The following is a 26,091-nucleotide window of genomic DNA, read 5'->3' as shown; positions in this document are numbered from 1 at the left end:
GCCCTTCCCCAGATTCCGGCCCCGCGCGCTTGACCCTTTTCCCCAACCGGGCGTTGCCCTATTACAGCGCAAACCACGCCATGCGGAGATGCCCAAGCGATGCAAGACCCAGAGATCACTCCGGAGCTGATCGAAAGCCACGGCCTGAAACCCGACGAGTACGACCGCATCCTCGAGATCATCGGGCGCGAGCCGAGCTTTACTGAACTGGGCATCTTCTCGGCGATGTGGAACGAGCATTGCTCTTACAAGTCCTCGAAGAAATGGCTGCGCACCCTGCCCACCGACGGCCCGCAGGTGATCTGCGGCCCGGGCGAGAACGCCGGCATCGTCGATATCGGCGACGGACAGGCGGTGGTCTTCAAGATGGAGAGCCACAACCACCCCTCCTACATCGAACCCTACCAGGGCGCGGCGACCGGCGTGGGCGGCATCCTGCGCGATGTCTTCACCATGGGCGCGCGGCCCATCGCCGCGATGAACTCGCTTTCTTTCGGCGAGGTCGATCATCCCAGGACCAGGCGCCTCGTGCATGGCGTGGTCGAGGGCATCGGCGGCTATGGCAACTGTTTCGGCGTGCCCACCGTGGGCGGCGAGGTACGCTTTCATCCCGCCTATAACGGCAACTGCCTGGTCAACGCCTTTGCCGCCGGCCTCGCGGATGCCGACAAGATCTTCTACTCTGCCGCCTCGGGCGTCGGCATGCCCGTAGTCTACCTCGGCGCCAAGACCGGCCGCGACGGCGTTGGCGGCGCCACCATGGCCAGCGCCGAGTTCGACGACACCATCGAGGAAAAGCGCCCCACCGTTCAGGTCGGCGACCCCTTCACCGAGAAACGCCTGATGGAGGCGACGCTGGAACTGATGGCCACCGGCGCGGTGATCTCGATCCAGGACATGGGCGCGGCCGGCCTGACCTGCTCCGCCGTCGAAATGGGCGACAAGGGCAATCTGGGCGTGCGGCTCGACCTTGAAAAGGTGCCCTGCCGGGAGGAGGGCATGACCGCCTATGAAATGATGCTCAGCGAAAGCCAGGAGCGCATGCTCATGGTGCTGCTCCCAGAGAAAGAGGATGCGGCCCGCGCGGTGTTCGACAAATGGGATCTCGACTTTGCCATCGTCGGCGAAACCATCGCCGAGGACCGCTTCCTCATCATGCATCATAACGAGGCCAAGGCCGATCTGCCGCTCTCGAAACTCTCCTCCGAAGCGCCCGAATACGACCGCCCCTGGGTCGAGACGCCCGCCGCCGAGCCGCTCGCCGAGGTGCCCCAGATCGACCCGATCGACGGGCTGCGCGCGCTGATTTCCTCGCCCAATTATGCAGCGAAACAATGGGTCTATGAGCAGTACGACACCATGGTGATGGCCGACACCGCCCGCACCCCGGGGCTGGGTGCGGGCATCGTGCGGGTGCACGAAAGCGGCAAGCTTCTGGCCTTCACCTCGGACGTGACGCCGCGCTACGTGCGCGCGAACCCGGTCGAGGGCGGCAAGCAGGCGGTCGCCGAGGCCTATCGCAACCTCACCGCCGTGGGCGCCACCCCGCTGGCCAGCACCGACAACCTGAACTTCGGCAACCCCGAAAAGCCCGAGATCATGGGCCAGTTCGTCGGTGCCATCCAGGGCATCGGGGCGGCCTGCGCGGCGCTCGACATGCCGATCGTGTCCGGCAACGTCTCGCTTTACAACGAGACCGACGGTCAGGGCATCCTGCCGACGCCCACCATCGGCGCCGTCGGCCTGATCGTCAACGAGGACGACATCATCGGCACCACCGTGCGCGAGGGGCATGTCGCCCTGCTGGTCGGCGAGACGACGGGCCACCTGGGCCAGTCCGCCCTTCTGGCCGAGGTGTTCAACCGCGAGGACGGCGACGCGCCCTCGGTCGATCTGGACGCGGAAAAGCGCAACGGCGATTTCATCCGCGCCAACCGCGCGCTGGTCACCGCCTGCACCGACCTGTCCGACGGCGGCTTGGCGCTGGCCGCCTTCGAACTGGCCGAAGGCTCCGGCGTCGGCGTGCTGCTCGACAGCGACGCCACCGAGACCCTCTTCGGCGAGGACCAGGGCCGCTACCTCGTGGCCTGCAACTTCGACCAGGCCGAGGCGCTGATGATCGAGGCCGGCCGCGCCGGGGTGCAGATTTCTTCGGTTGGACGATTCAGCGGCGAAAACGTACGGTTCGGCGGCTCCGAGGCGCCGCTTGCGGAATTGTCGGCGCTCTATCGCGGCAGCTTCGAACAGATCTTTGCCTGACGCCGGAATACGTGCAGGCTGCTTGCACGTTTCCCGCGGGCGTCCTACATCTGGAGCAAGACCAACAGGAGACACCCCGCATGGCGATTCAGGCCCATGAAATCGAAACACTGATCCGCACCGCCTTTCCCGGCGCCAAGGTCACCATCACGGACCTGGCCGGCGACGGAAACCACTATGCCGCCGAAGTGATCGACGAAAGCTTTCGCGGCCAGAACCGGGTTCAGCAGCAGCGCGCGGTCTATGCCGCGCTCAAGGGAAAGATGGACGGCGCCCAGGGCGAATTGCACGCGCTGGCCCTGACCACCAAGGCACCGGACTGACCCCGGCGCCCCACCTCCACGGAGACAGACACATGACCGACGCAGCAAACCGCATCCAGGACATCATCACCGCCAACGACGTCGTGCTCTACATGAAGGGCACCAAGGACATGCCGCAATGCGGATTCTCCAGCCGCGTGGCCGGGGTGCTCAACTACATGGGCGTGAATTTCGCCGATGTGAATGTACTGGCCGATGACGACATCCGCCAGGGCATCAAGGATTTCTCGGACTGGCCGACCATCCCGCAACTCTACGTCAAGGGCGAGTTCGTCGGCGGCTGCGACATCATCACCGAGATGACGCTCTCGGGCGAGCTGGACAAACTCTTTGAAGACAAGGGCGTGACCTACGACAAGGACGCCGCCGACAAGATCCGCGAAGCCAACGGCTGAGGCGTCCAGGGACGCACGCCGATCGGATCGAAAACCAAAGGGGGCCCGCCGGCCCCCTTTTTCATGTCTGTAATGCCCACCGGTCAACTGGCGGCCTTCTCCTCGACCTCGGCGGCCAGCGCCTCGGCGCGCGCCGCCAGTTCCGCCAGGGTCTCGGTGACGGAATCCGGCACAACCGGCACCTCGATCCGTTCCGCCTCCGGCGCCGGGACGTCGCGCAGACGCGCCAGCTCGCCCGTGCATTCGGCCAGTTGCGCCTCGACCTCCTTGATCCGGTCCTCGACCGCGGCGGTCTTGTCGGCCAGCATCAGCCCGGCCATCAACAGCATCCGCCCCTCAGGTATGCGGCCGATCTGGTCCGACAGCACCCGCGCCTCTTCGTCGAGCATCTTGGCGGCCGAGTGCAGAAAGCTCTCCTCGCCCTCCTGGCAGGACACTTCGAAGTCGCGCCCGCCGATATGAATGGTCACTTCGGGCATCATTCATCCTCCCCTTCCGGCAGATTCTGGGCATTGGTCAGCAAGGGTTCCAGCCGGGCCAGGATGGCACCGGCCTCGGCCGCGTCGGTGGCACGGGTGGCGCGCAGCCCTTCGAGTTCGGCCAGCATCGCCCGGTTGATCAGGCTGGGTTCGCCCACCGCGGCCTGGTTCGCCTCGCGCAGGTCCGCATTGACCGCGCGCAATCGCTCGTTGGACTGGCGCAGGCGCTGCACGTCCATGTCGAGCCGGGCGGTGGCCTCGGCCTGTTTTTCCAGTTGCACCTTCAGCATCTCGGCCTCTGCCCCGGCCTGGTTGGACTGGTCGCGCTCGGCAAGTTCCGCCTTGAGCCGCTGAACCTCCTCCGCCAACGCATCGGTTTCCCCGGTATCGGCAAGCCGGGCCTTCAACGCCTCGATCTCGGCGCGCAACCCCTCGACCGCGCCGGCATCGCCGATCTGCGCCCTCAGCGCCTCGATTTCCTCGGCGTGCTTGGCCTTGGTCCGTCTCAGGCGTTCCTCGAACTGGGCCGTGACCAGTTTTTCCTCTTCCAGCGCCTCGACCAGATTCGCATCGGCCTGCTGGTGCGCCTCCACCCTGCGTTCGGCCTGCTCCGACAACGTGCCCAGCCCGGCCTGTATCCGCTCCATCGCGGCCGTGATCCGGCTCTCTAATTCCTCTAACTGGCTCATGCCCCTTACCTTTTCATGCGGTTGGTTCCACCACGTTTCCGGACCCGCACCGGGCGGCCTCCGCCACCCCGAATCGCGCCGGCGGCCGGTTGCAAACCAGTCTACCGAAACCTTTGGGAAAATGCCCCCCCTTTGGTTTCAAGCACTTGGACGCCAGACCTTAAGTGCGCGGCGGATCCCGCCCCACCCAAGCTTGATCTTTGACCCCCGGCTGGTATTGAGCAGCCTATCTGCCAGCAACGCCAGAGGAAACACTCGTGGATTTGACCGCCCTGCGCACCGCCCATCCCGATCACTGGAACAAAGCCGCTGCGATCCGCACGCTGACGCTGGATGCCGTCGCCGCCGCGAACTCCGGCCATTCCGGCATGCCGATGGGCATGGCCGATGTCGCCACCGTCCTGTACGAAAAGCACCTGAAGTTCGACGCCGCCGCGCCCGACTGGCCCGACCGTGACCGTTTCATCCTGTCGGCGGGCCACGGCTCGATGCTGCTCTATTCGCTGCTCTATCTCACCGGCTATCCGGAGATGACGCTGGAGCAGATCAAGAACTTCCGCCAGTGGGGCGCGATCACCGCCGGTCACCCCGAATACGGCCATGCGCCGGGGATCGAGACCACAACCGGCCCGCTCGGACAGGGCATCGCCAACGCCGTCGGATTCGCCATGGCCGAGGAGATCCAGCGCGCCCGCTATGGCAAGAAGGTCGTCGATCACCACACCTATGTCATCGCCGGCGACGGCTGCCTGATGGAGGGCATCAGCCAGGAGGCGATCACCTTTGCCGGCCGCCAGCGCCTGGGCAAGCTGATCGTGCTGTGGGACAACAACAACATCACTATCGACGGCACCGTCGACATCGCCGACAGCACCGACCAGTTGCAACGGTTCCGCGCCTCGGGCTGGCACGTGCAGGAGATCGACGGCCACGACCCCGTGGCGATCGACATCGCGCTGGACAAGGCCAAGGCCAGCCGCAAGCCCTCGATGATCGCCTGCAAGACGCATATCGCGCTAGGCTCCTCGGCGCAGGACACCTCCAAGGGGCACGGTGCGCTGACCGACGCCAAGCTGATCGAGGATGCCAAATCCGCCTATGGCTGGACCGCCGCCCCGTTCAACATCCCCGACACGATCAAGGCGGAATGGGAACAGATCGGTCAGCGCGGCGCGGTCGAACGCGCCAACTGGCAGGTTCGTTTCGACGGTCTTTCCGAACGCCGTCAGGCCGAGTTCACCCGCGCCTACGCGCTGGACGTGCCCAAGCGCCTGTCCGGCACCATCCGCGCGCTCAAGAAACAGGCAAGCGAGGCCCAGCACAAGCTGGCCACGCGCAAAAGCTCGGAAATGGTGCTGGAGCTGGTCAACCCGATCCTGCCCGAGACCGTCGGCGGCTCAGCCGACCTGACCGGCTCGAACAACACCAAGACCGGCGATCTGGGCGTGTTCCTGCCCGAGAACCGCAAGGGGCGCTACATCCACTGGGGCATCCGCGAACACGGCATGGCGGCGGCGATGAACGGTATGGCGCTGCACGGCGGGGTCCGCCCCTACGGCGGCACCTTCATGGCCTTCACCGACTACGCCCGTCCCGCGATGCGCCTGGCGGCGCTGATGCGCATCCCGACCGTCTTCGTCATGACCCATGACAGCATCGGGCTGGGAGAGGATGGCCCGACCCATCAGCCGGTGGAGCATCTGGCGATTTCGCGCGCGACGCCCAACACCTATGTCTTCCGCCCCGCCGACACGGTGGAGACCGCGGAGGCCTGGGAACTCGCCCTGACCTCCAAGGAAACGCCCAGCGTGCTGTCGCTGACCCGGCAGGGGCTGCCGACGGTGCGGGTGGAGCACAAGATGAACAACCTGACCGCACAGGGTGCCTATGTGCTCGCCGAAGCGACGGGCAAGCGCGAGGCGATCCTGATCGCCACCGGCTCCGAGGTGTCCATCGCGCTGGCCGCGCGTGACCAGTTGCAGGCGGCGGGGATCGGCACCCGGGTCGTTTCGATGCCCTGCATGGAGCTTTTCGCAGACCAGGACGAGGCCTATCGCCGCAAGGTGCTGCCGGCGGGGCCCGTGCGCGTGGGCGTCGAGGCGGCGGTCCGCGCCGGCGGCTGGGACCGCTGGCTGCTGGGCGAGCGCGGCCGCGAGGGCAAGGCCGATTTCGTCGGCATGACGAGCTTCGGCGCCTCGGCCCCTGCCGAGGTGCTCTACGAGAAGTTCGGCATCACGGCCGAGGCCTTGGCGGACAAGGTCAAGGCGCTGCTAGGCAAATAGGCCGGCACGATCAAGGGCAAGGAAAGGGGCGCTTTGGCGCCTCTTTTCAGTTCTTCCTCTGACCTGTTGTTGCCCGGCCATTGGGCCGTGCCCGACCCTCCCCCCGGGGGGGCGCGGCCCTCAGCGACACAGTCCGGGTCGGTGCTAAGCGATCTCACCCCGGCTTCCGCGCCACCAGATCCACCAGCGCCGACAGGCCGGAATGCCCCGGCCCCTCGTCGATCTCCGCGTCGTAATCCTCCAGCCGCAGGATCTCCCATCCGTCATAGGCGGCGCGCAGCAGATCCTCGGTGTACATGTTGACGGCACGTGGCGGCCCGCCGGTGCCGTATTCCACCTGCCGCGGCGCATAGCCGTGCAACAGCAAAAGCCCCCCCGGCGCCACCGCCTGCGCCATCCAGCCGAACAGCCGGTCACGCAATTCGGGCGGCGCGAACTGGATGAACGCGCCCACCACCGCGTCATGGGTCCGCGACCAGTCCCAGTCCTCGATTCCCGACTGGACGAAATCCACCGAAACGCCCCGCTCCACCGCCAGCGCGCGGGCCTTGTCCAGCGCCACGCCCGAGGCATCAAAGGCCGTCACCCGGTGTCCCAACCCGGCGAGGTAGGACGAGTTACGCCCCTCGCCATCCGCAACGCAGAGCACCCGCGAACCCGGCGCCAGCCCCCCGGCCTGCGCGCGCAGGAACGCCGCCGGCTCGGTGCCGAACAGATACCCCGACCGCGCGAACCGTTGATCCCAATCGACCATCCCTGCCCTCCCGTTCCCGTTCGACCGTTTGTGACCCCCTCCGGACGCGGGATCAAGCCGCCGGTTCAGAACAGCGACAATTGATCCCCCGGCCGCGGCGGCACGGCGAACAGATCGCAGCGCAGCGCCGGCACCGCCCCGTCCAGCCCGGCCCGGCGCGCCGCCGCCTTGAACCGTTGCCCGATCATCGCGGCATATTCCCCCTCGCCGCGCATCCGGTGGCCCCAGCGCGGATCGTAATCACGCCCGCCGTGCATCTCGCGCAGCCGGGCCATCACCTTGTCCGCCCGCCCCGGTTCATGCTCGGCCAGCCACTCCTGCCACAGCGGCGATACCTCGCGCGGCAGCCGCAACATGATCCAGCTGGCCGCGTCGGCGCCCGCCGCGCGCCCCTCCTCCAGCAGCGCCTCGATCTCGTGATCGGTCAGCCCCGGCACGACGGGCGAGGTCATCAGCCGCACCGGCACCCCCGCGGACGTGAGCCTGCGAATGCTCTCCAGCCGCCGCGCCGGGGCCGGCGCCCGCGGCTCCATCCGGCGCGACAACCCGGCGTCCAGCGTCGTCACCGAGACGCCGACGCGCGCCAGCCCCCTGGCCGCCATCGGCGCGAGAATGTCCAGGTCGCGTTCGATCAGCGTGCCCTTGGTGACGATGGCGACCGGGTGGTTGAACGCCGCCAGCACCTCCAGCACAGCGCGGGTGATGCCGCGGTCGCGCTCCAGCGGCTGATAGGGGTCGGTATTGGTGCCGATGGCGATCGGGGCCACCTTGTAGCGTTTCGCGCCCAGCTCGCGCGCCAGGATCTCGGGCAGGCCGGGACGCGCCAGCAGACGGGTCTCGAAATCCAGCCCCGGCGACAGCCCCAGGTAGGCGTGGCTTGGCCGCGCGAAACAATAGACGCAGCCGTGTTCGCAGCCGCGATAGGGGTTCACCGAGCGGTCGAACGGCAGATCGGGCGATCGGTTGTAGGTGATCGCACTGCGCACCGCCTCGTCGCGCACCTCGGTCCGGATCGGCGGCGGCTCGGGGTCGGACCAGCCGTCATGCGCTTCGCTGCGGGCCAGGTCGAACCGCCCGGCCCGGTTGCTGGCGGCGCCGCGCGCCCTGCGCCGGGCGGTATCTATGGGACTCTCGCAACTCATCGGCAGATCATGGAACAAAAGAAGAACACATGCAACCACCCCATGATCTTCCTGCGAAATGCTCATTATCAATTCCGCATTTTAACCCCTATGGTCGGTTGCAGCGCCGCGGGTGTCGCAATTGTCGAAGTGCGCGCGCCCCCATCCGGCAAGAAAGAGAAAAACGGACCAACCGGGATTATCCCGACAGTCAAGGAACACCGCCGCATGTCCGAAGAAGAAGAAATCATCCTTTCCGAACTCGACGACGAGGAACTCGTCCAGCAGATGTTCGACGACCTTTACGACGGTCTCCGCGAAGAGATCGAGGAGGGCGTGAACATCCTGCTCGAACGCGGCTGGGCGCCCTACCGCGTCCTGACCGAGGCGCTGGTCGGCGGCATGACCATCGTCGGCAACGATTTCCGCGACGGCATCCTGTTCGTCCCCGAGGTGCTGCTGGCCGCCAACGCGATGAAGGGTGGCATGGCCATCCTGAAACCGCTCTTGGCCGAAACCGGCGCGCCGCGCGTCGGCAAGATGGTGATCGGGACCGTCAAGGGCGACATCCACGACATCGGCAAGAACCTCGTCTCGATGATGATGGAGGGCGCCGGGTTCGAGGTGGTCGATCTGGGTATCAACAACCCGGTGGAAAACTATCTCGAGGCACTGGACCGCGAGGATGCCGACATCCTGGGCATGTCGGCGCTGCTGACCACCACCATGCCCTACATGAAGGTGGTAATCGACACGCTGGTCGAACAGGGCATCCGCAACGATTACATCGTCCTGGTCGGCGGCGCGCCGCTGAACGAGGAGTTCGGCAAGGCCATCGGCGCCGATGCCTATTGCCGCGACGCCGCGGTTGCCGTGGAAACCGCAAAGGCCCATGTCGCGCGCAAGCATAACGCGATGAGCGCCTGAACATGGTGCGCCGGCGCTCGGCCGGCCGCCCCGCGCGGCGACCCTATACCTTGCCGCGCCCCGATTCCGGTCTGTCCGACCGCAGCCTGACCGAGGCCGGGCTGGCCGCGCCTGATCACAAGACCGAGCGCAAGGCCGGGCGCATCCTGCTGCTGGCCTGCGGCGCTCTGGCGCGCGAAATCCTCGACCTGAAGCGGCGCAACGGCTGGGATCACATCGACCTGGCCTGCCTGCCGGCGATCCTGCACAACCACCCCGAGCGGATCACGGGGGCGGTCGAGGCGGCCGTGGCCGAGCATCGCCGCAGCTATGACGCCATCCACGTGGTCTACGCCGATTGTGGCACCGGGGGGCTTCTCAAATCCGCCTGCGACCGCCTTGGCGTCGACATGGTGGCGGGGCCGCACTGTTATTCCTTCTTCGAGGGCAACGATCGGTTCGCCGCCCATGACGAGGCCACCGCCTTTTACCTGACCGATTTTCTGGTCCGGCAGTTCGACGCCTTTGTCTGGGGGCCGCTCCGGCTCGACCAGCACCCGGAGCTGCGCGAGAGCTATTTCGGCAATTACACGAAACTGGTCTACCAGGCCCAGACCGACGATCCCGCCCTGACCGAAAAGGCCCGCGACTGCGCCGCGCGTCTCGGCCTCGAATTCGAGCGGCGCTATACCGGCTACGGCGATCTGGAAACCAGCTTGCGCGACTGGGCGGCGCGGTAAGGGGCGCTCAGGCGTTCTCGGCGGCGACCTGGCGGATTCGTTCGATCATCGCCCGCACCCCGTTCGAACGTTGCGCGGACAGGTGATCGTTCAGGCCCAGCCGCCCCAGCTCCGCCTTTGCGTCCACCTTCGTCACCTCGCCTACCGGCAACCCGTTGTAGAGCGTGCGCAGCACCGCGATCAGCCCGCGCACGATCATCGCGTCGCTGTCGCCGTCGAAATGGAAATGGCCGTTCTCGATGCTGGGATGCAGCCAGACCTGGCTGGCGCAGCCGTCCACCTTGGTCGCCGGCACCTTCAGCGCATCGTCCAGCGGCGCCATCGCCTTGCCCTGCTCGATGACGTGGCGATAGCGATCCTCCCAATCCTCGAGAAACTCGAAATCCTCGACAATCTCTTCAAATGCGGCGGTCGCCATTGGTGGGGGTCCTCGGATTGCTGATGTTCCCTGACCTATGCCGCACCTGCCGGGCTGTCCAGACCCGGCTCGCGGCTTTTCAACGGCTTTTCAACCGGGCGCGGATGCGATAACCGGGTTGGGCGGATCTAGAACGAGACTGGGCAAGATGCAAAAACCTGTGACCATCCTGCTTGTCGCCAGCCTGCTGCTTGCCGGCTGCGGTGGCTGGCGCGACTCGCGGATCAACCCGCGAACCTGGTTCGGCAAGAGCCGGTCCGAGCGCGTGGAGGCTCCGGCCGAGGCGGTAAACCCGCTTCTGCCAAAGGACCGCAAGGGGATGTTCTCGCGCCCCGACCCGGTCGATCTTACGGTTCCGATCGCCGAGGTGACGGAGCTTCGGGTCGAACCCACGACCACGGGCGCGATCATCTACGTCGAGGGGCTGGCCGCGCGCCAGGGCCCCTATGAAGTCGAGCTGCGCCCGATCACCACGCCGGAGGAGCAGGCCGAAGGCGTGTTCTCGCTTTCCTTCCGGGTCGTCTACCCGGAGCGGGCCACGCCGCTCGGCACCGCGTTTTCGCGCACCGTCCGCGCCGCGCATTCGATGACCAAGCAGGAGATTCGCGATGTCCGCACCATCCGCGTGGTCGCCCGCGACAACGTGCGGACAACCCGGCGGCGCTGAACGCTTCCTCAGACCTCGATCACCCTGACGCTCTGGCCCTTGGCCGCCAGCGCCAGCTTGCCCTCGCAGAGCCGCAGCGCGTCGGCGCCGAAAACCTCATGCCGCCAGCCCTTCAGCGCCGGCACGTCGCGCATCCCCGCAGCGATGGCATCCAGATCGGCGCTCGGGGCGATCAGCTTTGCGGCGACGCCGGCGCTTTCGGTCTTGGCCTTCAGCAGCACCCGCAGCAGGTCGGCCAGCGCCGGGTTCACCTGCATCTTGTCACGGCTGCGGTCGGGCTGCGGCATGTCGCCCGGGGGGCAGTCGATGCCGCGCTTGATCGCCGCCAGAATTCCGTCGGCGATCGCCCCGCGCCGCGCCTCGCGCAGCAACAGGCGCAGCCCGCCCAGGTCGGCATGGGTGCGCGGCTTGACCGAGGCCAGCTCGACCAGCGCATCATCCTTGTAGACCCGGTTGCGCGGCACGTTGTTGTCCTGCGCATAGGATTCGCGGAACGCCGCAAGTTCGCGCACCACCGCCAGGAACTTGGCCGAATTGGTCCGCGTCTTGATCCGCCGCCAGGCTTCCTCGGGGCGGATGTCATAGGTCGCCGGATCGGTCAGGATCTGCAACTCCTCGGTCACCCAATGGCTGCGGCCGGTCTTGTCCAGCTCGGCGGCCAGATGCTCGTAGATCCGGCGCAGATGGGTCACGTCGGCCAGTGCATAGGTCTTCTGCGCGTCGCTCAGCGGCCGCCGCGACCAGTCGGTAAAGCGCGAGGTCTTGTCCACCGGCTGATGCACGATCTTGCGCACCAGCGTCTCGTACCCGGCCTGATCGCCAAAGCCGCAGACCATCGCCGCAACCTGGGTATCGAACAGCGGCTTCGGGAACACCCCGGCCTCGACCCAGAAGATCTCCAGATCCTGCCGCGCGGCGTGAAACACCTTGACCACGCTCTCGTCGCGGAACAGATCGTAGAGCGGTTCGAGCGACATTTCGCCCGCCAGCGGATCGACCAGCACAGCGGTCTCGTCGGTATCGCCCGGCATCGCCAGCTGCACCAGGCAGAGCTTGGAATAATAGGTCCGCTCGCGCAGAAACTCGGTATCGACGGTAACGTAAGCGTGGGTCCGGGCCGTCTCGCAAAAGTCCTGCAACTCCTGCGTCGTGGTCAGCGTTTTCATCAAGGGGCGCTTCTTATGCTTTTGTCATGTTTCAGGGCGCGCGGTCATGGCCGCCCTGCCCGCTCGCCGGGTTTTGTCGTCATACGCGCTTCGTCGCGGCATTGCAATTCTGCGCGAGGACGCCGGCGGATCAGCCGATCAGAATGGGCGTGCGATCCCCGGTGACAAACCGGCGCAGCACCGCCGGATACAGGCGATGCTCCTGCACCAGCACGCGGGCTGCCAGTGTCTCGGGGGTGTCGCCGGGCAGGACCAGCACCCGCGCCTGGCCCAGGATCGGGCCGTCGTCCAGTTCCGGCGTCACCTCGTGCACGGTACAACCGTGTTCGGCGTCACCGGCCTCCAGCGCGCGGGCATGGGTGTGCAGCCCCCTGTATTTCGGCAAGAGCGAGGGGTGGATATTCAGCATCCGCCCCTGCCATTGGGCAACGAACCCGGCGGTCAGCACCCGCATGAAGCCGGCCAGGCAGATGATGTCCGGCGCCGCCGCCAGCAGCGGTTTAACCAGTTCGGCCTCGAAGGCCGCCCTGTCACCCTTGAACGGCCGGTGATCCACCGCCGCCGTGGCGATGCCACGCGCGGCCGCCTTGACCAGCCCACCGGCCTGCGCGTCGTTCGATAGCACCAGGCAGGGCCGCGCGGGATGATCGCCGGTCATGCTCTCGACCAGAGCGACCATGTTAGATCCCCCGCCCGAAAGAAGGATGGCAACCCGCTTGTGGCTCACAGCAGCGCGCCCGAATAGGTCACGCCCTGCCCCGCCGTCACGCTGCCCAGGCGCGACACGCCCTCGCCCGCCTGCTCCAGCAACCCGACCAGCGCCTCGGCGCGGTCGGCGGCACAGACCACGATCATGCCGATGCCGCAGTTGAAGGTCTTGAGCATCTCGGCCTCGGCCATGCCGCCGGTCTCGGCCAGCCAGCGGAACACCGGCGGCAGATCCCAGGCGCCGAGGTCGATCTGCGCACCCAGCCCTTCCGGCAGCACCCGCGGCAGGTTCTCGGTGAGCCCGCCGCCGGTAATATGGGCCAGCCCGTGCACACCGCCCGCGCGCACCGCCTCCAGCGCCTGCGTCACGTAAAGCCGCGTCGGCGCCAGCAGCGCCGCGCCCAGGCTCCCCTCGCCCCAGGGACAGGCATCATCCCAACCCAGCCCGGAAATCTCGACCAGCTTGCGCACGAGGCTGTAGCCGTTGGAATGCACCCCGTTGGAGGCCAACCCGAGCAGCACGTCGCCCTCGACCACCCCCTCGGGCAGCGCGGTGCCGCGCTCCATCGCGCCGACGGCAAACCCGGCCAGGTCGAAATCGCCCGCCGGATACATGCCCGGCATTTCCGCCGTCTCGCCGCCGATCAGCGCACAGCCCGATTGCACGCAGCCCTCGGCGATGCCCTCGACGATGCGCGCCGCGTTCTCGGTCTCCAGCTTGCCGGTGGCGAAATAATCGAGGAAGAACAGCGGTTCCGCCCCCTGACACACCAGGTCGTTGACGCACATGGCGACCAGATCAATGCCAACGCCGTCGACATTGCCGGTGTCGATCGCGATCCGCAGCTTGGTGCCCACCCCATCGGTGGCCGCCACCAGCACCGGGTCGGAGTAGCCTGCTGCCTTGAGATCGAAAAGCGCACCAAAGCCGCCCAGCCCGCTCATCACGCCGGGCCGGTCGGTGCGTTTCGCCGCCGGCTTGATCCGGTCGACAAGGGCATTGCCCGCGTCGATATCCACGCCCGCCTCGGCATAGGTGATGCCGTTCTTGCCTGTCGTCATCGGCCGGTCCTTTCCGCTGGTTGCGCGCGGGTTAGTCGATTGCGCCGGCTTGTGCAACGGTTTGACGACGCTTCCGGCTTGACGCGGGCAGCGATCATGATACCCAAACGGTCAGGCGGGCCTGTAGCTCAATTGGTTAGAGCAGAGCGCTCATAACGCTTTGGTTGCGGGTTCAAGTCCTGCCGGGCCTACCAATCCCCTGATCCCCCGCCCGCGACATCCGCGCTACCCGTTTGGCAGAGTCGCCCCTCACAGCACCCCGGCCGCTGTCAGCGCCGCCCGCAACGGACCAAGCTGCGCGGCGTAGCGTTGCCAGCCCGCGTCGCTGCCGCGATAGATCGGGCGGCGCGCCTGCTCGGCGCTGGCGGTCAGGATCTGGCTGGCGGCCCGTTCCGGCGTCAGCCAGTCCTCTGTCCAGGTCAGCCCGACGGCCGCGGCCAGGGCGCGGGTGGCACGCTCGGTGTCCCCGACCAGATCGCCATAGTCCAGCTCGAACACCCGGTCCGGATAGATCCGCCGCCAATGGGCCATCGCCTCGCGGTGCAGCACCATGAACCGGGCGATATCGGCGGGATCATAGGCAAAACCGTGGCCGGCCCCGGCAAAGTCGTGCCGGTAGATCGACCAGGCGGTCGCCATCGGATCGCGATTCAGATGCACGATCCGCGCCTCGGGCAAGGTCGCGCAGAGAAACCCGATCCACCGGAAATTGAGCGGCATCTTGTCGATCAGAACCGGGCTGCCATCGGAGTACTCGGCCAGACCGGCACGGATCTCGGCGCCCATCCCGGCCAGGTCCTCTGCCGTCAGTGTCTTGTCGGCACGCTCCACGACCGAGCGCAGCAGACGCCCGGCGGCCAGTTGCACCACCGTCAGTTCTCCGCAGGCCTGCGTGCCCGGGGCGCGGGACAGGATCCGCTCGGTCAGGGTGGTGCCGGTGCGCGGCAAGCCGGTGACGAAGATCGCGCGCGGCTGGCCCGGCTCCGGCGGCCGATCCAGGGCGGGAACCGGCGTGGCGAACACCGCCTTGGTCAGGGCATAGGGCAGCGCGTCGGTCTTGAAGTCATAGCCACGCGCCGCCCTGGTCAGCCGGTTGGCCTTTTCGAGGTGGGCAAAACCCTCATCGCGCCGGTCGAGATCGTCCAGCGCCTTGAACAGCGCGAAATGGAGCGGCGCGCTGCCCGGATCGTCCGGTCCGGCCGCGGCAAGCCGCGCGCGCATCTCGCCGAGATGCGCCGTCTCCGCGTCATAGGTGATCGCCTGGGCCAGGTTGCGGTGCAGCGCGGCATTGGTCGGCGCCAGGGCGAGCGCGCGGCGAAAGTACCCGGCCGCCGCCTCCCGTTCGCCGCGCCCACGCGCGAGTATCCCGAGGTTGTTCAGGCTTTGCGCCTCGGTCGCGGCATCGCCCAGAGCCGCCTTGAAGCTGTCCTCCGCCTCGGTGCCGCGTCCCATCTCGCGCAGGGCGCGGCCCCTGGCGTTTAGCGCGCCGGGATGGGTCGGAGCCAGAGCCAGTACCGCCTCCGCGGCCCGCAGCGCCGCCGGGGCGCGCCCCATTTCAAGCCGGCACGCAGCAAGGGCAAGACCGACCTCGAGCATCTCGGGCGCCAGCACGGCCGCGGCGGACAGGTCACGCTCGGCCTCGGCCCAACCGCCGGCGGCTTGTGCCGCCTGCGCCGACGCCAGCAGCGCCGGCAACCCGGCGGGGCGCAGGGCCTCGAACTCCCTACGGGCACGCGTGTTGGCGGGAAATCGGGCCAGAACGCCCTGATAAAGGGCAACCGCCTGCGCCCAGTTCCCGGCCTTGGACGCCTGCCGCGCGCGGCGGAGCGTCTTGTCGGCGGATTGGGCGGCGGGCATGGTTTCTCCTCCTGCGGTGCCCGGGCACCGTAGAACGCCAACCACCGGCGTCAACGGTCTTGTCGCCCCTGCACGAGGCTCAATGCATGGTCGTGTTTTTCCCCGGTGCCTGCGCAACCGCCGCGACATGCATGACCGCGGCCTGGGTCCTGTCGCCGTCGATCTCGAGTTTCGGACCCAGCGGAAGCGCCCCCATGCCAAGACGGGCCATCCACCGCTTGAACACGGCGGGCACGATGCCGATCACATGGGTCGCGCCTTCGGCAACCGCGGCCCGCGCCATTTCCGACAACAGCATCGTCTGCACGTAAATGCGGCGATCGGCCTCGACCTCGGGCGAAACGAACAGCCGGGTCGCCTCCCAGATATGGTCGGCGACGGGGGCCTTTTCGTACAATACATGCGGTGGAATCCCCGCCAGCAACCCGCGCTGGGCATCCCGCAACATGTAGGAATAACATCCGCAGCTGGCGGTGGTCGGCAACAACCGGATGCCGGCCAGCACCTGGCCGAATTCATGCACCACGACAGACCGGCTTTGCGGCGTGTCGTACTGGTCGAACTCCATCCCTTCGGTATTCGGCAGATCCCAATGCTTGGTGTCGATGAACACCCGCTTCCTTGCTCTCAGGAACTCGGTGTAGAGCTCTCCATAATGGTGTTGCGTGGTCACGGAGAGAACCGAACTGCGCATGCGGTTGGGCAAGACCTTGCGTCCGAGCCCGCCACCGGGGCGCGGCACGGACCGCCCCGCCTGAGATGCAACCCTCGATAGCGAATCACCGGATCTCTCCGCCGCCACCGGAACCAGTTCAGGCAGAAGTTCGCGCCCGCCCTGGCGCCTGCCCCTTGAATGAAAGCCCATTTGTAACCCGCCGAATTTTTTCACGTTTTTTCTTGGCACGCTTGCCCGTTTGTCCCATGTTTTGACACAATCGCACCAAAGTTCCATCAATTTTGCCGGATACAATCTATGCGTGTTGCATTTTGCACACAAGTTTGAGCAGAAACTGGTCAGAGGTCGGGGAACGACATGATTAGGCAGTTGAGAAGCGAATTCGACGACGGCAAGGGCGCCTTGTGGGCGGCCCGCCGGAGGCTGCGCGACTACGCCAAGATCGGGCGGGTACTTCTGCTTCAGCGTATCGTGATCTATTCGGCCGCCATATTCCTGGCGGGCGCATATTATGATTGGCGGGTCGCGCTGGTTTTCTACGCGCTCACCCTGGCCGGCGAGATCTATGACGGGGCCACATTCCGCAAGATCCTGGTCACCCAGCAGTGGAACGACACCACCGTGCGGGTCCTGAAGCGCGACATCTACGTGGGGACCGTAATCAGCGCGAGCGTGATCTCGCTGTTCTGCATCTCCGTGGCGGTGCAGCAAGGCCCCGAGACCGGGCATTTCATGCCGCTCTTTATGCTGTTCTCGGCTGCTGTCTTCGCCGCCATCAACAACCATCACTTCCTGCCGGTGCTGGCCTTGCGGCTGTCGATCTATGTCGCCACCATCCTCTACATTCCGATCCGGGACCTCTGGATCGTGCGGCCGCCGCTGTCGTCCGAGCTTTGGCTGCACTTCTTCACCGTTCTGTTCGTGCTCGGATTTATTGTCGAATGCTCACGCAGCTTCCTGGTCGGGTATACCGCCATGTTGCGGAACCGCCGGGCGCTTGAGGAGGAACACGAGCGCACCAAGGCAGCCTACAACGCCAAGACACAGTTCCTGTCGACGGTCAGCCACGAGTTGCGCACGCCGCTGACCTCGATCAAAGGGTCGCTGGAAATCGTCAGTTCCGGTGTCCTGGGCGCCCCTCCTGAAAAAATGGCCAAACCGCTCGACATCGCGACGCGCAACGCGCGCCGCCTGGCCGATCTGGTCAATGACCTCTTGCTCCTGCAAAAGGCAGAGGCGGGCAAGATCGACTATTTCTTCGAAACCGCCGATGTCGGCGCGCTGGTGCAGGAGGTGCTCGAACGGTTCCGCCCCTATGCCGACAACAAGAACATCTCCGTTTTCACAAATACGGAGACTGCCGACCACTGGGCGCGGTTCGACAAGGTGCGTCTCGACCAGGTGATCACCAACCTTCTGTCCAATGCCGCGAAATTCTCCGACGACGGTGGCGAGGTGCGCGTGAAGATCTCGCGGCATGACGGGAGCATCCGCATTTCCGTGGAGGACGACGGTATCGGCATCGCCGACAACACCCGTCACAAGATCTTCGAGGAATTCAGCCAGGTGGATTCGTCGAATGCCCGCAAGTTCGAAGGGACCGGCCTGGGGCTGAACATCTCCAAACGGATCGTCGAGGCGCATGGCGGGAAAATCGATTTCCTGAGCAAGCTGGGCGTCGGTTCGACCTTCTTCGTCGATCTTCCGGAAGAAGATGCACCGACCCAGGACGACCGGGTCGCGGCCTGACGCGCCTTCCCTGTTTCGGTCTGCTCCCGCGCACAGGATACAACGTCCAGGCGTCTTGCTTCAGGACGACGAAAGGTCAGGCATTGTGCCGGCGCCGGACCGTATCGGGCCGCGCACCCGGCGAAAGGCCCACTCTATCTTTGATCAACCGGCCTCTGGCTAAGGGCAGCTTTACCCGGCTGGAGCTTCGCAGCTGCACCGTAGCCCTCTTGAATCCAAACAGAATTCCATCACCCCTTTCTTTCGATTTTCCGAAACAACAGCACATCGTCGCTCACACCTGCGCCTGGGCCGAATCAGCGTTCATCCTCCAGAATACATGCCGAAATCATGCATTATTGAGCGCCGAGGCCACCCTGAGCCATCAGGAAAAGTCTCCCGGAATCTCGACTCCTCGCCGAAAAGGTCAATTTCTTTAAGGTTTCCTTAAACTAATCACTCAACACCCCTGGAGGTCGGCAGGTTTCCGCTCATGTGGGCCGGAGTTGTGCATAAAGAATTGTCAACGAATGACTCGCCAGCGGAACTGTACCAAAGAGCGGCAGTAAAAAATCGTATGGGTACATAGCACAACATGAACAGGGCGAACTTCTTCTCCGGTCTGGCTGTCGCCGCGGTAATCGGTGTTTTCCTGATCTTGCTCGAAACCGGCCGGTACAATCGGTTCGCCGCCGCCGAAAGGCAAGACGCTAGGTTGTTCGCCGAACACCTGAGGGAGCGGATCGAACATGAGCTTTTCGATTTCGTTCTGAGGGCACGCGGCCTGACCACGGCCATCGAGTTGAGCGGCGACATCGGTCAGGACCGGTTTACCGGTCTTGCCGAGCGCTTTATCGTGCAGAATACCTCCATTCTCAATCTCGCCCTTGTCCAACACGGGGTAATCACCCTTGTTCACCCGTTCGAAGAGAACCGGCACCTGATCGGATTCGATCTCCGCAACAACGAGAACCAATGGCCTGTCCTGGAGCGTGCCCAACAAACCGGCCAGGTCACGGTACAGGGACCGGTTCAACTATTGCAGGGAAAAACCGGGCTCGTGGTGCGGACGCCGGTGGCGGCATTCGGACCCGGTGCCGAGCCATCCGAGGTCACAAGGATCGTGTCGGTCGTCGTCGATGTAAACGCGGTCCTTCAGGGGGCCTTGCAGCAGCAAGAGGCGGCCGATGGCGACGATCACAGCCTGCAGGTTGGGCTGACGGCCGCATGGACCGGAGCCGGCACGGTCGGCAGCCCGGGGGTTTTCGGCAATGATCCCGTCGTCGCGTTTGTCTCGGCGCCGGGCAATACGATGAAACTGGGCGTGGTCCCGGACCTGGGCTGGGCGAACGGCTATCGAATCGCCTGGTTGCCCGATCTGGGCATTGCCCTGGCTGCCTTGATCGCGCTCGCAGCGTTGCGTGTCCTGCGCCAACATCGCGACGAGCGAAACAAGGCCCGCCAACAGCTCAACATGGCCATCGAAACGCTGCCCGACGGGTTCGTGCTCTATGATAACGAGGACCGGCTGGTCGTCTGCAATGAGAAATACAGGGAAATCTACAGCGCAAGCGCCGAGGCCATGGTTCCCGGCGCGCGCTTTGAAGACATCCTGCGGGTTGGGCTGGACAAGGGACAGTACGCCAGAGCCGTCGGGCGGGAGGAGGAGTGGCTGGCCGAACGCTTGGCGGCACACGGAGAGGCCAACTCGACCATCGAGCAGCAACTGAACGACGGCAGGTGGCTGCGTATTTTCGAGCGTCAGACGCCCGATGGGGGCCGGGTCGGGGTCCGGGTGGACATCACGCAACTGAAACGACACCAGGCCGAGTTGGAGGCATCAAATGCCAATCTCCGCAAGGCGCTGGCGCAGCGCGACCTCGCCGAACAGCGGTTCTCGGACGTGGCCCAACTCAGCAAGGACTGGTTCTGGGAGATGGACAAGGATCTGCGTTTCACCTTCCTCTCCGACAGCTACCTGAGCAACGACGTCGCCTTTCTGCTCGGCAATACACGCCGCGAGGCTTACGAAGGTTTTCCCGAGGTGTTTGAAACCGCCGACTGGGATTGGCTGGATGAGAAGGAACGCGCGCATGAGCCGTTCCGGGACTTCATCTATCGGGCAATCGGCGCGACGGCAGACGACAAGTGGATCCGTACCAGCGGTGTTCCGGTATTCGACGCAAACGGTGCCTTTGCCGGCTATCGCGGTGTCGGGTCCGACGTTTCGGATGTCTACAACGCCCTGCGCGAGGCCGAGGCGGCCAATGCCGCCAAGACCGAGTTCCTGAATGTGATGACCCACGAGTTGCGCACACCGCTTACCGTCGTTCTGGGGTACAATGCCCTGATGGCGCAGCCCGGGCTCCTACCCTCCGTCAAGGCCCTGGAGAACATGATCCGAACCGGGAACCTGACCCCGGAGAGCGCGGTCCATCACATTGACCTCGTCAAGCAGGAGATTGCCAAATTCGCCGGGAAGATGGAGCTGGCCGGGAAACACCTTCTGAACCTGATCAACGACCTTCTCGACCTCGCCAAGATCGAGGCCGGAAAGCTGAATATCGAACCGGGTATTGTCGAACTGGAACCGGCAATCGATTTCGTGGCCGATCAATTGACCGAGACCGCCCGAAAGAAATCCCTGGAGTTGGACATCGAGACAGGCGGCGGGTTGGTTCTGGCCGACGAGATGCGTCTGCGGCAGATCCTGATCAACCTCGTCGGAAATGCGCTGAAGTTCACCGAAAAGGGCCATGTCACGATTCGCACGGAACAGTTGGGCGACCAGATGGTGTTTCATATCGAAGACAGCGGATGCGGGATACCGAAGGAAAAACTGGGAACCATCTTTGAAAAATTCGACCAGGTCGATCCATCCGGCACGCGGGAAAAGGGCGGAACCGGCCTCGGCCTGTCGATCTCGAAACAACTTGTGGAGCAGCAAGGCGGCGAATTGACGGTAACAAGCGAGGTCGGCGTCGGAAGCACCTTCACCTTTACCCTGCCCATGCCCCCGAACGCGCCCGCCGAAGGCGCCGCAGCCTGATCCGGCGGCGCATTAAAGCCATCGGTCGAAAAGCATGGTGCCCAAGGTGGGACTCGAACCCACACAGTATTGCTACCGGGGGATTTTGAATTGCTCCGCCTTCCTTTCGTTTCAACTACTTGTCCAGATTCCCACACCCGGACATAACATGAACATACAGTGAAAGGGTGAATGGCCATTGACCTACCCCCGCTGGTCCCTCGTTCATCACGGGAGTCTGCAGGTTGGATTCTAGTAGTGGGGCTCATCGTCTTGGGAAAGCGCGCCGGGCGCGGAGCACCTCGAAGCCGCCAAGGTCACGGGCGCGCGGCACGATCACGGTCTCGACGGAATCAAGCGTGCCGGCAACGGGGACATTCTGAGAATGTGATCGAGGCAATCGCAGAGGTTCTTGGTTAAGCCTCCACCAGCAGCGAGCACGTGAATCTCCGCACTGCATCCCGCCTGCTTCGATGGGGGGCTGATATCGAGAACCGGCCGCTTCGGCACTGATGTCATGTTGCTTTCGGCGGATGCCGTTCCCGGCTGGAAGGTCGGGAGCTTCCCGAGGATGTCCTCCAGGCAATGACCGATTGCCACGCTTTGCTCAGCCTCATATCTTCGGGCCGAAAAACACGAAGGCAGACCAACATGCTCACAGGCCCCATCCGCACGCAAATCGACCAGATCTGGAACGCCTTCTGGTCCGGTGGCGTTGCCAACCCGCTGTCGGTGATCGAACATCTCACCTACCTGCTGTTCATCAAGCGCCTGGACGAGATCCACACGCGGGAGGAAAGCAAGGCCGAGATGCTGGGCCAGCCGATGGAACGTCGCATCTTCCCCGAGGGCGCGGATGACAAGGGCGAGCCCTATGACAACCTGCGCTGGTCGCGGTTCAAGAACTTCGAGGCGCGCGAAATGATGCGCATCGTCGATGAGCACGTCTTTCCATTCCTGCGCCAGATGGGCGAGGAAGGCTCGTCCTATGGCACCCATATGAAAGACGCGCGGCTGGGGTTCTCCAACCCCAACCTATTGTCCAAGGTCGTGCAAATGCTCGACGACATCCCGATGGACGACCGCGACACCAAAGGTGACGTGTTTGAATACATGCTGGGCAAGATCGCCAGCGCCGGGCAGAACGGCCAGTTCCGCACGCCGCGCCATATCATCAAGCTGATGGTCAACCTTATGGCCCCCACGCCGCAGGACGTAATCTGTGACCCTGCCGTCGGCACCTGCGGCTTTCTTGTCGCGGCGGGGGAATACCTGCGCGACCATCACCCCAAAATGCTGCGCAACCCTGAACAGCGCGACCACTTTCACAATGCCATGTTCCACGGGTTCGATTTCGACGCCACCATGCTGCGGATCGGCGCGATGAACATGACGCTGCACGGGGTGGAAAACCCCGACATCTCTTACCGCGACAGCCTCGCCGAGGAACACGGAACGGATGAGGGGCGCTATTCCCTGATCCTTGCCAACCCGCCCTTTGCCGGGTCACTGGATTACGACACCACGTCCAAGGATCTGCTCAAGATCGTCAAGACCAAGAAAACCGAACTGCTGTTCATGGCGCTGTTCCTGCGGCTGCTGCGCACCGGCGGGCGGGCGGCGGTGGTGGTGCCCGACGGGGTGCTCTTCGGCTCATCAAAGGCGCACAAGGACATCCGCAAGATGCTGGTCGAGGATCACAAGCTTGACGCGATCATCAAGCTGCCCTCGGGGGTATTCCGCCCCTATGCCGGTGTGTCCTGCGCCATCGTGGTGTTCACCAAGACCGGCGTGGGCGGCACCAGTGATGTCTGGTTCTACGACATGACCGCCGACGGGATGAGCCTTGATGACAAGCGCACGCCGCTTCTGGAGGAGGCCAAGCTTGGCCCGGTGCCGGAGGAGGCGCTGAGTGAGGACGAACACGCCAAGAACAACCTGCCCGATATCCTGGCCCGCTGGCAGGCGTTGGAGGGGGAATCCGAGCGCCCCCGCACCGCGCAAAGCTTCATAGTGCCCGCAAGCGAGATCATCGCCACTGGATCATGGGATTTGAGCCTCAACCGCTACAAGGAGATCGAGCACGAAGAGGTCACCCACCAATCCCCCGCCGAGATCATCGCAGAGCTGCGCGCGCTGGAGGCAGAGATTGCCGAAGGGCTGAATCGGTTGGAGGGGATGTTGGTATGAGCATGGTTCCCTTGGGTGAAATCGCTAAACCGATTTCGAATAATCGGGGTGAAGCTAACGGTCCCGTGTTGTCAATCACTAAGCATGAGGGTTTCGTGCGAAGCGCTGATTACTTCAAGAAAGTGGTTCACTCGAAAGATCTCTCAAAATACAAGCGCGTGGAAAAGGGGAACTTCGCGTTCTCCCCAATTCATCTTGACGAAGGGTCAATTGCACTTGCCGATGAAGAAGGGCTTATCAGCCCAATGTATCGCGTTTTTGAAGCTCAAGAAGACCGAGTCGATAAAAATTACCTAATTCGGATATTGAAGGCTGACCCGATGGTTGAGCTGTATGGGACGCTGGGCGATGGCTCAGTTCATCGCCGCCGTTCTGTGCCCTGGGAGCGCCTGTCGAAGGTCGAAATCCCCCTCCCGCCGCTGGAGGAGCAGAAGCGGATTGCGGGGATATTGGATCAGGCGGACGCGCTCCGCCGCCTCCGCACCCGCGCCCTCGACAAGCTCAACACCCTCGGACAGGCGATCTTTCATGAGATGTTTGGGGATCCTGCTGACAACCCCAAAGACTTTCCTCGCAAGAAGCTACTTGATATCGTGAAGATCATTGGCGGCTCCCAACCCGCGAAAAAGCACTTCCTCTACGAAGATGGCCCGGGCAGAGTGAGGTTCATCCAGACGCGCGACTTCAGGACCGATGTATACAAAACCTATGTGCCAGAGGGTTTGGCGAAACGCCCGTTCACCGAAGATGACGTTATCATTGGCCGATATGGTCCGCCGGTCTTTCAGATCTTCCGAGGTCTCGCCGGAACGTACAACGTGGCTTTGATGAAAGCTGAGCCGATTGGCGAAATCACAAAAGACTTTGTCTACTATCTCCTTCAGGAGCCAAAGCTACACGGCTACGTGGTGGCCAACTCTGAGCGGACGGCCGGTCAATCCGGTGTGAACTTGGACCTACTTAGGGAGTACCCAGTCTACGCTCCACCTATTCAGATTCAGGAGAGCTTCACCGAACGCTTGCAAGAGATCGAAAAACTGGCGGGAAATACACGCCAGCAATGTTCGAGCTCCCACGCCCTCTTCGCCGCCCTCCAACACCGCGCCTTCCGCGGGGAACTTTGACCGCACCACACTCAATGATTGAGAAGTCGTTATCACCGGTCTAACCTCCTGCAAGCTCAGGACTTTGCCGATGACCCAGTTTGCCTTTCTCAGCCCCGACTTCCCCGACCTGAAACAACACGCCGAAAAGGCCGAAAAGCTGGCCCTGTCGGACCCGCGCGGCGCCTGTTTCTGGGCGCGGCTGACGTTGGAAACCGCGCTGAAATCGCTGTATCGCCGCGATCCGGCCCTGCGCCATCCCTATGAGCGCACGCTGGCCGCGCTGATCGCCGAACCCAGTCTTGAGGCGCTGGCCGGCCCGGCCATCGTCACCAAGGCCCGCTATATCAAGGATCAGGGCAACCGCGCCGCCCATGACAGCGGCAAACCCCTGTCGCCGCAGGATGCAGCCGCCACGGTGCGCGAGCTGTTTCATGTCTGCTATTGGATCGCCCGCACCTATGCCACCGGCGCCAAGCCCGACCCGGCGCTGCGGTTCGACATCGGCAAGCTGGAAAAATCCCTGACCATCAGCGCCAGCACCGTCGCCCAGATCCAGAAGATCGAGGGCGAAGTCAAGGCCGCCACCAAACGCGCGGAACAGGCCGAGGAAGCGCGCCAATCCTCCGAAGCGGGCCGCATCGCCCTGGAGGCGGAACTGGCCCAGTTGCGCGCCGAGGTGGCCGAGGCGCGGCGCGCCAACCAATCCGTTCCCGATCCGCATGACTATGACGAGGCCACGACCCGCGACGCCTTTATCGACCTGCTGCTGCACGAGGCCGGCTGGCCGCTGGACCAACCCCGCGACCGTGAATTTCCGGTGCAGGGCATGCCCAACCAAAGCGGCGAAGGGTTCGTCGATTACGTGCTTTGGGGGGCGGACGGCAAACCCCTCGGGCTGGTCGAGGCGAAGCGCAGCAAGAAGGAGCCCCGCACCGGCCAGCAACAGGCCAAGCTCTATGCCGATTGCCTGGAACGGATGTACGGCCAGCGCCCGGTGATCTTTGCCACCAATGGCTACGAGCATTGGATCTGGGACGATCAGCGCTATCCTCCCCGGCAAGTGTCGGGCTTCCTGAAGCGCGACGAACTGGAGCTGTTGCACCAGCGCCGGGGAAACCGCAAGCCGCTGGCCGATGTCGCGGTGGACGACAGCATCGCCGGCCGGTTCTATCAGCAGCGCGCGATCCGGCGGGTCGGCGAGAGCTTTGAAAAGGACCGCCAGCGCAAGGCCCTGCTGGTGATGGCCACGGGCAGCGGCAAGACCCGCACGGTGATCGCCCTGATCGACCAGTTGATGCGGGCCAACTATGTCAAACGGGTGCTGTTCCTCGCCGATCGTGTCGCGCTGGTGAAACAGGCCCATGGCGCCTTCAAGACGCATCTGCCCGCGACGCCCTCGGCCAACCTGCTGCAGCGCCACGATCCGGCGCGCAATGACCATTCCGGCGCCCGCGTGATGCTGTCGACCTATCCGACCATGATGGGGCTGATCGACGAGGTGAAAGGCGGCGAGAAACGCTTTGGCCCCGGTCATTTC

General features: G+C 64.6%; 23 protein-coding genes and 1 tRNA gene. 13 read left to right on the top strand and 11 right to left on the bottom strand.

Annotated elements, in window-relative coordinates; all coding sequences use genetic code 11:
- Positions 1-99 precede the first annotated feature (99 nt).
- The 3 genes from purL (at position 100) to grxD (ending at position 2,977) form a co-directional block, all read left to right on the top strand.
- On the top strand, positions 100-2,259 hold the full coding sequence (gene purL, locus P1U75_RS15585) for a phosphoribosylformylglycinamidine synthase subunit PurL (protein ID WP_300244993.1): 2,160 nt from the start codon (positions 100-102) through the stop codon (positions 2,257-2,259).
- An 80-nt stretch (positions 2,260-2,339) separates the two neighbouring features.
- On the top strand, positions 2,340-2,582 hold the full coding sequence (locus P1U75_RS15580) for a BolA family transcriptional regulator (protein ID WP_300244992.1): 243 nt from the start codon (positions 2,340-2,342) through the stop codon (positions 2,580-2,582).
- A gap of 32 nt (positions 2,583-2,614) precedes the next feature.
- Entirely contained in the window at positions 2,615-2,977 is a 363-nt protein-coding gene (grxD, locus tag P1U75_RS15575) for a Grx4 family monothiol glutaredoxin (RefSeq protein WP_300244991.1), read from the top strand.
- A gap of 83 nt (positions 2,978-3,060) precedes the next feature.
- Here grxD and P1U75_RS15570 read toward each other — a convergent pair whose 3' ends face one another.
- Together P1U75_RS15570 and P1U75_RS15565 are read right to left on the bottom strand one after the other, a co-directional pair.
- Positions 3,061-3,456, bottom strand: coding sequence for a cell division protein ZapA (locus P1U75_RS15570; protein WP_300245006.1), 396 nt, complete (start codon positions 3,454-3,456; stop codon positions 3,061-3,063).
- Positions 3,456-4,145, bottom strand: coding sequence for a hypothetical protein (locus tag P1U75_RS15565; protein WP_300244990.1), 690 nt, complete (start codon positions 4,143-4,145; stop codon positions 3,456-3,458). The genes P1U75_RS15570 and P1U75_RS15565 overlap by 1 nt, the downstream gene beginning before the upstream one ends.
- Positions 4,146-4,402: 257 nt before the next feature.
- Between P1U75_RS15565 and tkt the strand changes: the two genes are divergently transcribed.
- Positions 4,403-6,427 (top strand): transketolase, encoded by a 2,025-nt coding sequence (gene tkt, locus P1U75_RS15560; RefSeq protein ID WP_300244988.1) that lies wholly within the window; start codon positions 4,403-4,405, stop codon positions 6,425-6,427.
- 154 nt (positions 6,428-6,581) lie between these two features.
- Here tkt and P1U75_RS15555 read toward each other — a convergent pair whose 3' ends face one another.
- Both P1U75_RS15555 and P1U75_RS15550 read right to left on the bottom strand, forming a co-directional pair.
- Entirely contained in the window at positions 6,582-7,181 is a 600-nt protein-coding gene (locus tag P1U75_RS15555) for a class I SAM-dependent methyltransferase (protein ID WP_300244987.1), read from the bottom strand.
- A 65-nt stretch (positions 7,182-7,246) separates the two neighbouring features.
- Positions 7,247-8,323, bottom strand: a complete 1,077-nt coding sequence (locus tag P1U75_RS15550) for a PA0069 family radical SAM protein (RefSeq protein WP_300244986.1) — start codon at positions 8,321-8,323, stop codon at positions 7,247-7,249.
- Positions 8,324-8,530: 207 nt separating this feature from the next.
- Between P1U75_RS15550 and P1U75_RS15545 the strand changes: the two genes are divergently transcribed.
- Positions 8,531-9,229 carry a B12-binding domain-containing protein gene (locus P1U75_RS15545; RefSeq protein WP_300244985.1) on the top strand — a complete coding sequence of 233 codons (699 nt, stop codon included), beginning with the start codon at positions 8,531-8,533 and terminating at the stop codon, positions 9,227-9,229.
- A gap of 2 nt (positions 9,230-9,231) precedes the next feature.
- Complete coding sequence (locus P1U75_RS15540) at positions 9,232-9,948, top strand: DUF1638 domain-containing protein (protein ID WP_300244984.1); 717 nt, start codon at positions 9,232-9,234, stop codon at positions 9,946-9,948.
- Positions 9,949-9,955: 7 nt separating this feature from the next.
- On the opposite strand, the gene P1U75_RS15535 is transcribed toward P1U75_RS15540, so the two are convergent.
- Positions 9,956-10,366, bottom strand: a complete 411-nt coding sequence (locus P1U75_RS15535; protein ID WP_300244983.1) for a SufE family protein — start codon at positions 10,364-10,366, stop codon at positions 9,956-9,958.
- 148 nt (positions 10,367-10,514) lie between these two features.
- Here P1U75_RS15535 and P1U75_RS15530 point away from each other — a divergent pair, with 148 nt between their 5' ends.
- Positions 10,515-11,033: a hypothetical protein gene (locus P1U75_RS15530; protein WP_300244982.1), complete on the top strand. Its 519-nt coding sequence runs from the start codon at positions 10,515-10,517 to the stop codon at positions 11,031-11,033.
- An 8-nt stretch (positions 11,034-11,041) separates the two neighbouring features.
- Here P1U75_RS15530 and rnd read toward each other — a convergent pair whose 3' ends face one another.
- From rnd to purM, 3 genes are all read right to left on the bottom strand, one after another.
- Positions 11,042-12,199 carry a ribonuclease D gene (rnd, locus tag P1U75_RS15525; protein ID WP_300244981.1) on the bottom strand — a complete coding sequence of 386 codons (1,158 nt, stop codon included), beginning with the start codon at positions 12,197-12,199 and terminating at the stop codon, positions 11,042-11,044.
- 130 nt (positions 12,200-12,329) lie between these two features.
- On the bottom strand, positions 12,330-12,926 hold the full coding sequence (purN, locus tag P1U75_RS15520; RefSeq protein WP_300244980.1) for a phosphoribosylglycinamide formyltransferase: 597 nt from the start codon (positions 12,924-12,926) through the stop codon (positions 12,330-12,332).
- Positions 12,923-13,969 carry a phosphoribosylformylglycinamidine cyclo-ligase gene (gene purM / locus P1U75_RS15515; RefSeq protein ID WP_300244979.1) on the bottom strand — a complete coding sequence of 349 codons (1,047 nt, stop codon included), beginning with the start codon at positions 13,967-13,969 and terminating at the stop codon, positions 12,923-12,925. The genes purN and purM overlap by 4 nt, the downstream gene beginning before the upstream one ends.
- A gap of 117 nt (positions 13,970-14,086) precedes the next feature.
- Here purM and P1U75_RS15510 point away from each other — a divergent pair.
- Positions 14,087-14,163, top strand: a tRNA-Ile gene (locus P1U75_RS15510).
- 55 nt (positions 14,164-14,218) lie between these two features.
- Here the strand turns inward: P1U75_RS15510 and P1U75_RS15505 are convergent.
- Together P1U75_RS15505 and P1U75_RS15500 are read right to left on the bottom strand one after the other, a co-directional pair.
- Positions 14,219-15,826 carry a tetratricopeptide repeat-containing sulfotransferase family protein gene (locus tag P1U75_RS15505; protein ID WP_300244978.1) on the bottom strand — a complete coding sequence of 536 codons (1,608 nt, stop codon included), beginning with the start codon at positions 15,824-15,826 and terminating at the stop codon, positions 14,219-14,221.
- Between the two features lie 79 nt (positions 15,827-15,905).
- Entirely contained in the window at positions 15,906-16,499 is a 594-nt protein-coding gene (locus P1U75_RS15500; RefSeq protein ID WP_300244977.1) for an acyl-homoserine-lactone synthase, read from the bottom strand.
- Between the two features lie 372 nt (positions 16,500-16,871).
- Between P1U75_RS15500 and P1U75_RS15495 the strand changes: the two genes are divergently transcribed.
- The gene (locus P1U75_RS15495; RefSeq protein ID WP_300244976.1) at positions 16,872-18,251 is read left to right on the top strand and encodes a HAMP domain-containing sensor histidine kinase; all 1,380 of its coding nucleotides are present in this window, start codon (positions 16,872-16,874) and stop codon (positions 18,249-18,251) included.
- A gap of 502 nt (positions 18,252-18,753) precedes the next feature.
- On the opposite strand, the gene P1U75_RS15490 is transcribed toward P1U75_RS15495, so the two are convergent.
- Positions 18,754-18,981, bottom strand: a complete 228-nt coding sequence (locus P1U75_RS15490; RefSeq protein ID WP_300244974.1) for a hypothetical protein — start codon at positions 18,979-18,981, stop codon at positions 18,754-18,756.
- 51 nt (positions 18,982-19,032) lie between these two features.
- On the opposite strand from P1U75_RS15490, the gene P1U75_RS15485 reads away from it, so the two are divergent.
- From P1U75_RS15485 to P1U75_RS15470, 4 genes are all read left to right on the top strand, one after another.
- The gene (locus P1U75_RS15485) at positions 19,033-21,279 is read left to right on the top strand and encodes an ATP-binding protein (protein ID WP_300244973.1); all 2,247 of its coding nucleotides are present in this window, start codon (positions 19,033-19,035) and stop codon (positions 21,277-21,279) included.
- A 630-nt stretch (positions 21,280-21,909) separates the two neighbouring features.
- Entirely contained in the window at positions 21,910-23,448 is a 1,539-nt protein-coding gene (locus P1U75_RS15480) for a class I SAM-dependent DNA methyltransferase (RefSeq protein ID WP_300244972.1), read from the top strand.
- Positions 23,445-24,572 (top strand): restriction endonuclease subunit S, encoded by a 1,128-nt coding sequence (locus P1U75_RS15475; RefSeq protein ID WP_300244971.1) that lies wholly within the window; start codon positions 23,445-23,447, stop codon positions 24,570-24,572. Before P1U75_RS15480 ends, P1U75_RS15475 begins: the two co-directional genes overlap by 4 nt.
- Positions 24,573-24,642: 70 nt before the next feature.
- Positions 24,643-26,091, top strand: a 1,449-nt coding sequence (locus P1U75_RS15470; protein ID WP_300244970.1) for a DEAD/DEAH box helicase family protein, incomplete at its 3' end; no start/stop codon positions are given.

The organism is Antarcticimicrobium sp. (genome assembly GCF_029212575.1).
GTDB lineage: Bacteria > Pseudomonadota > Alphaproteobacteria > Rhodobacterales > Rhodobacteraceae > Antarcticimicrobium.
Note: the sequence above shows the minus strand (reverse complement) of the source record. Positions and strands in the feature narration are given on the sequence as shown.

Coding starts and splice junctions, on each gene's coding strand:
- P1U75_RS15565 (WP_300244990.1), bottom strand. CDS start 4,145: ATGAGCCAGTTAGAGGAATTAGAGAGCCGGATCACGGCCGCGATGGAG.
- P1U75_RS15570 (WP_300245006.1), bottom strand. CDS start 3,456: ATGCCCGAAGTGACCATTCATATCGGCGGGCGCGACTTCGAAGTGTCC.
- P1U75_RS15555 (WP_300244987.1), bottom strand. CDS start 7,181: ATGGTCGATTGGGATCAACGGTTCGCGCGGTCGGGGTATCTGTTCGGC.
- purL (WP_300244993.1), top strand. CDS start 100: ATGCAAGACCCAGAGATCACTCCGGAGCTGATCGAAAGCCACGGCCTG.
- P1U75_RS15545 (WP_300244985.1), top strand. CDS start 8,531: ATGTCCGAAGAAGAAGAAATCATCCTTTCCGAACTCGACGACGAGGAA.
- P1U75_RS15480 (WP_300244972.1), top strand. CDS start 21,910: ATGCTCACAGGCCCCATCCGCACGCAAATCGACCAGATCTGGAACGCC.
- P1U75_RS15530 (WP_300244982.1), top strand. CDS start 10,515: ATGCAAAAACCTGTGACCATCCTGCTTGTCGCCAGCCTGCTGCTTGCC.
- P1U75_RS15535 (WP_300244983.1), bottom strand. CDS start 10,366: ATGGCGACCGCCGCATTTGAAGAGATTGTCGAGGATTTCGAGTTTCTC.
- P1U75_RS15505 (WP_300244978.1), bottom strand. CDS start 15,826: ATGCCCGCCGCCCAATCCGCCGACAAGACGCTCCGCCGCGCGCGGCAG.
- P1U75_RS15490 (WP_300244974.1), bottom strand. CDS start 18,981: ATGTTCGATCCGCTCCCTCAGGTGTTCGGCGAACAACCTAGCGTCTTG.
- P1U75_RS15550 (WP_300244986.1), bottom strand. CDS start 8,323: ATGAGTTGCGAGAGTCCCATAGATACCGCCCGGCGCAGGGCGCGCGGC.
- P1U75_RS15540 (WP_300244984.1), top strand. CDS start 9,232: ATGGTGCGCCGGCGCTCGGCCGGCCGCCCCGCGCGGCGACCCTATACC.
- P1U75_RS15475 (WP_300244971.1), top strand. CDS start 23,445: ATGAGCATGGTTCCCTTGGGTGAAATCGCTAAACCGATTTCGAATAAT.
- grxD (WP_300244991.1), top strand. CDS start 2,615: ATGACCGACGCAGCAAACCGCATCCAGGACATCATCACCGCCAACGAC.
- rnd (WP_300244981.1), bottom strand. CDS start 12,199: ATGAAAACGCTGACCACGACGCAGGAGTTGCAGGACTTTTGCGAGACG.
- P1U75_RS15580 (WP_300244992.1), top strand. CDS start 2,340: ATGGCGATTCAGGCCCATGAAATCGAAACACTGATCCGCACCGCCTTT.
- purM (WP_300244979.1), bottom strand. CDS start 13,969: ATGACGACAGGCAAGAACGGCATCACCTATGCCGAGGCGGGCGTGGAT.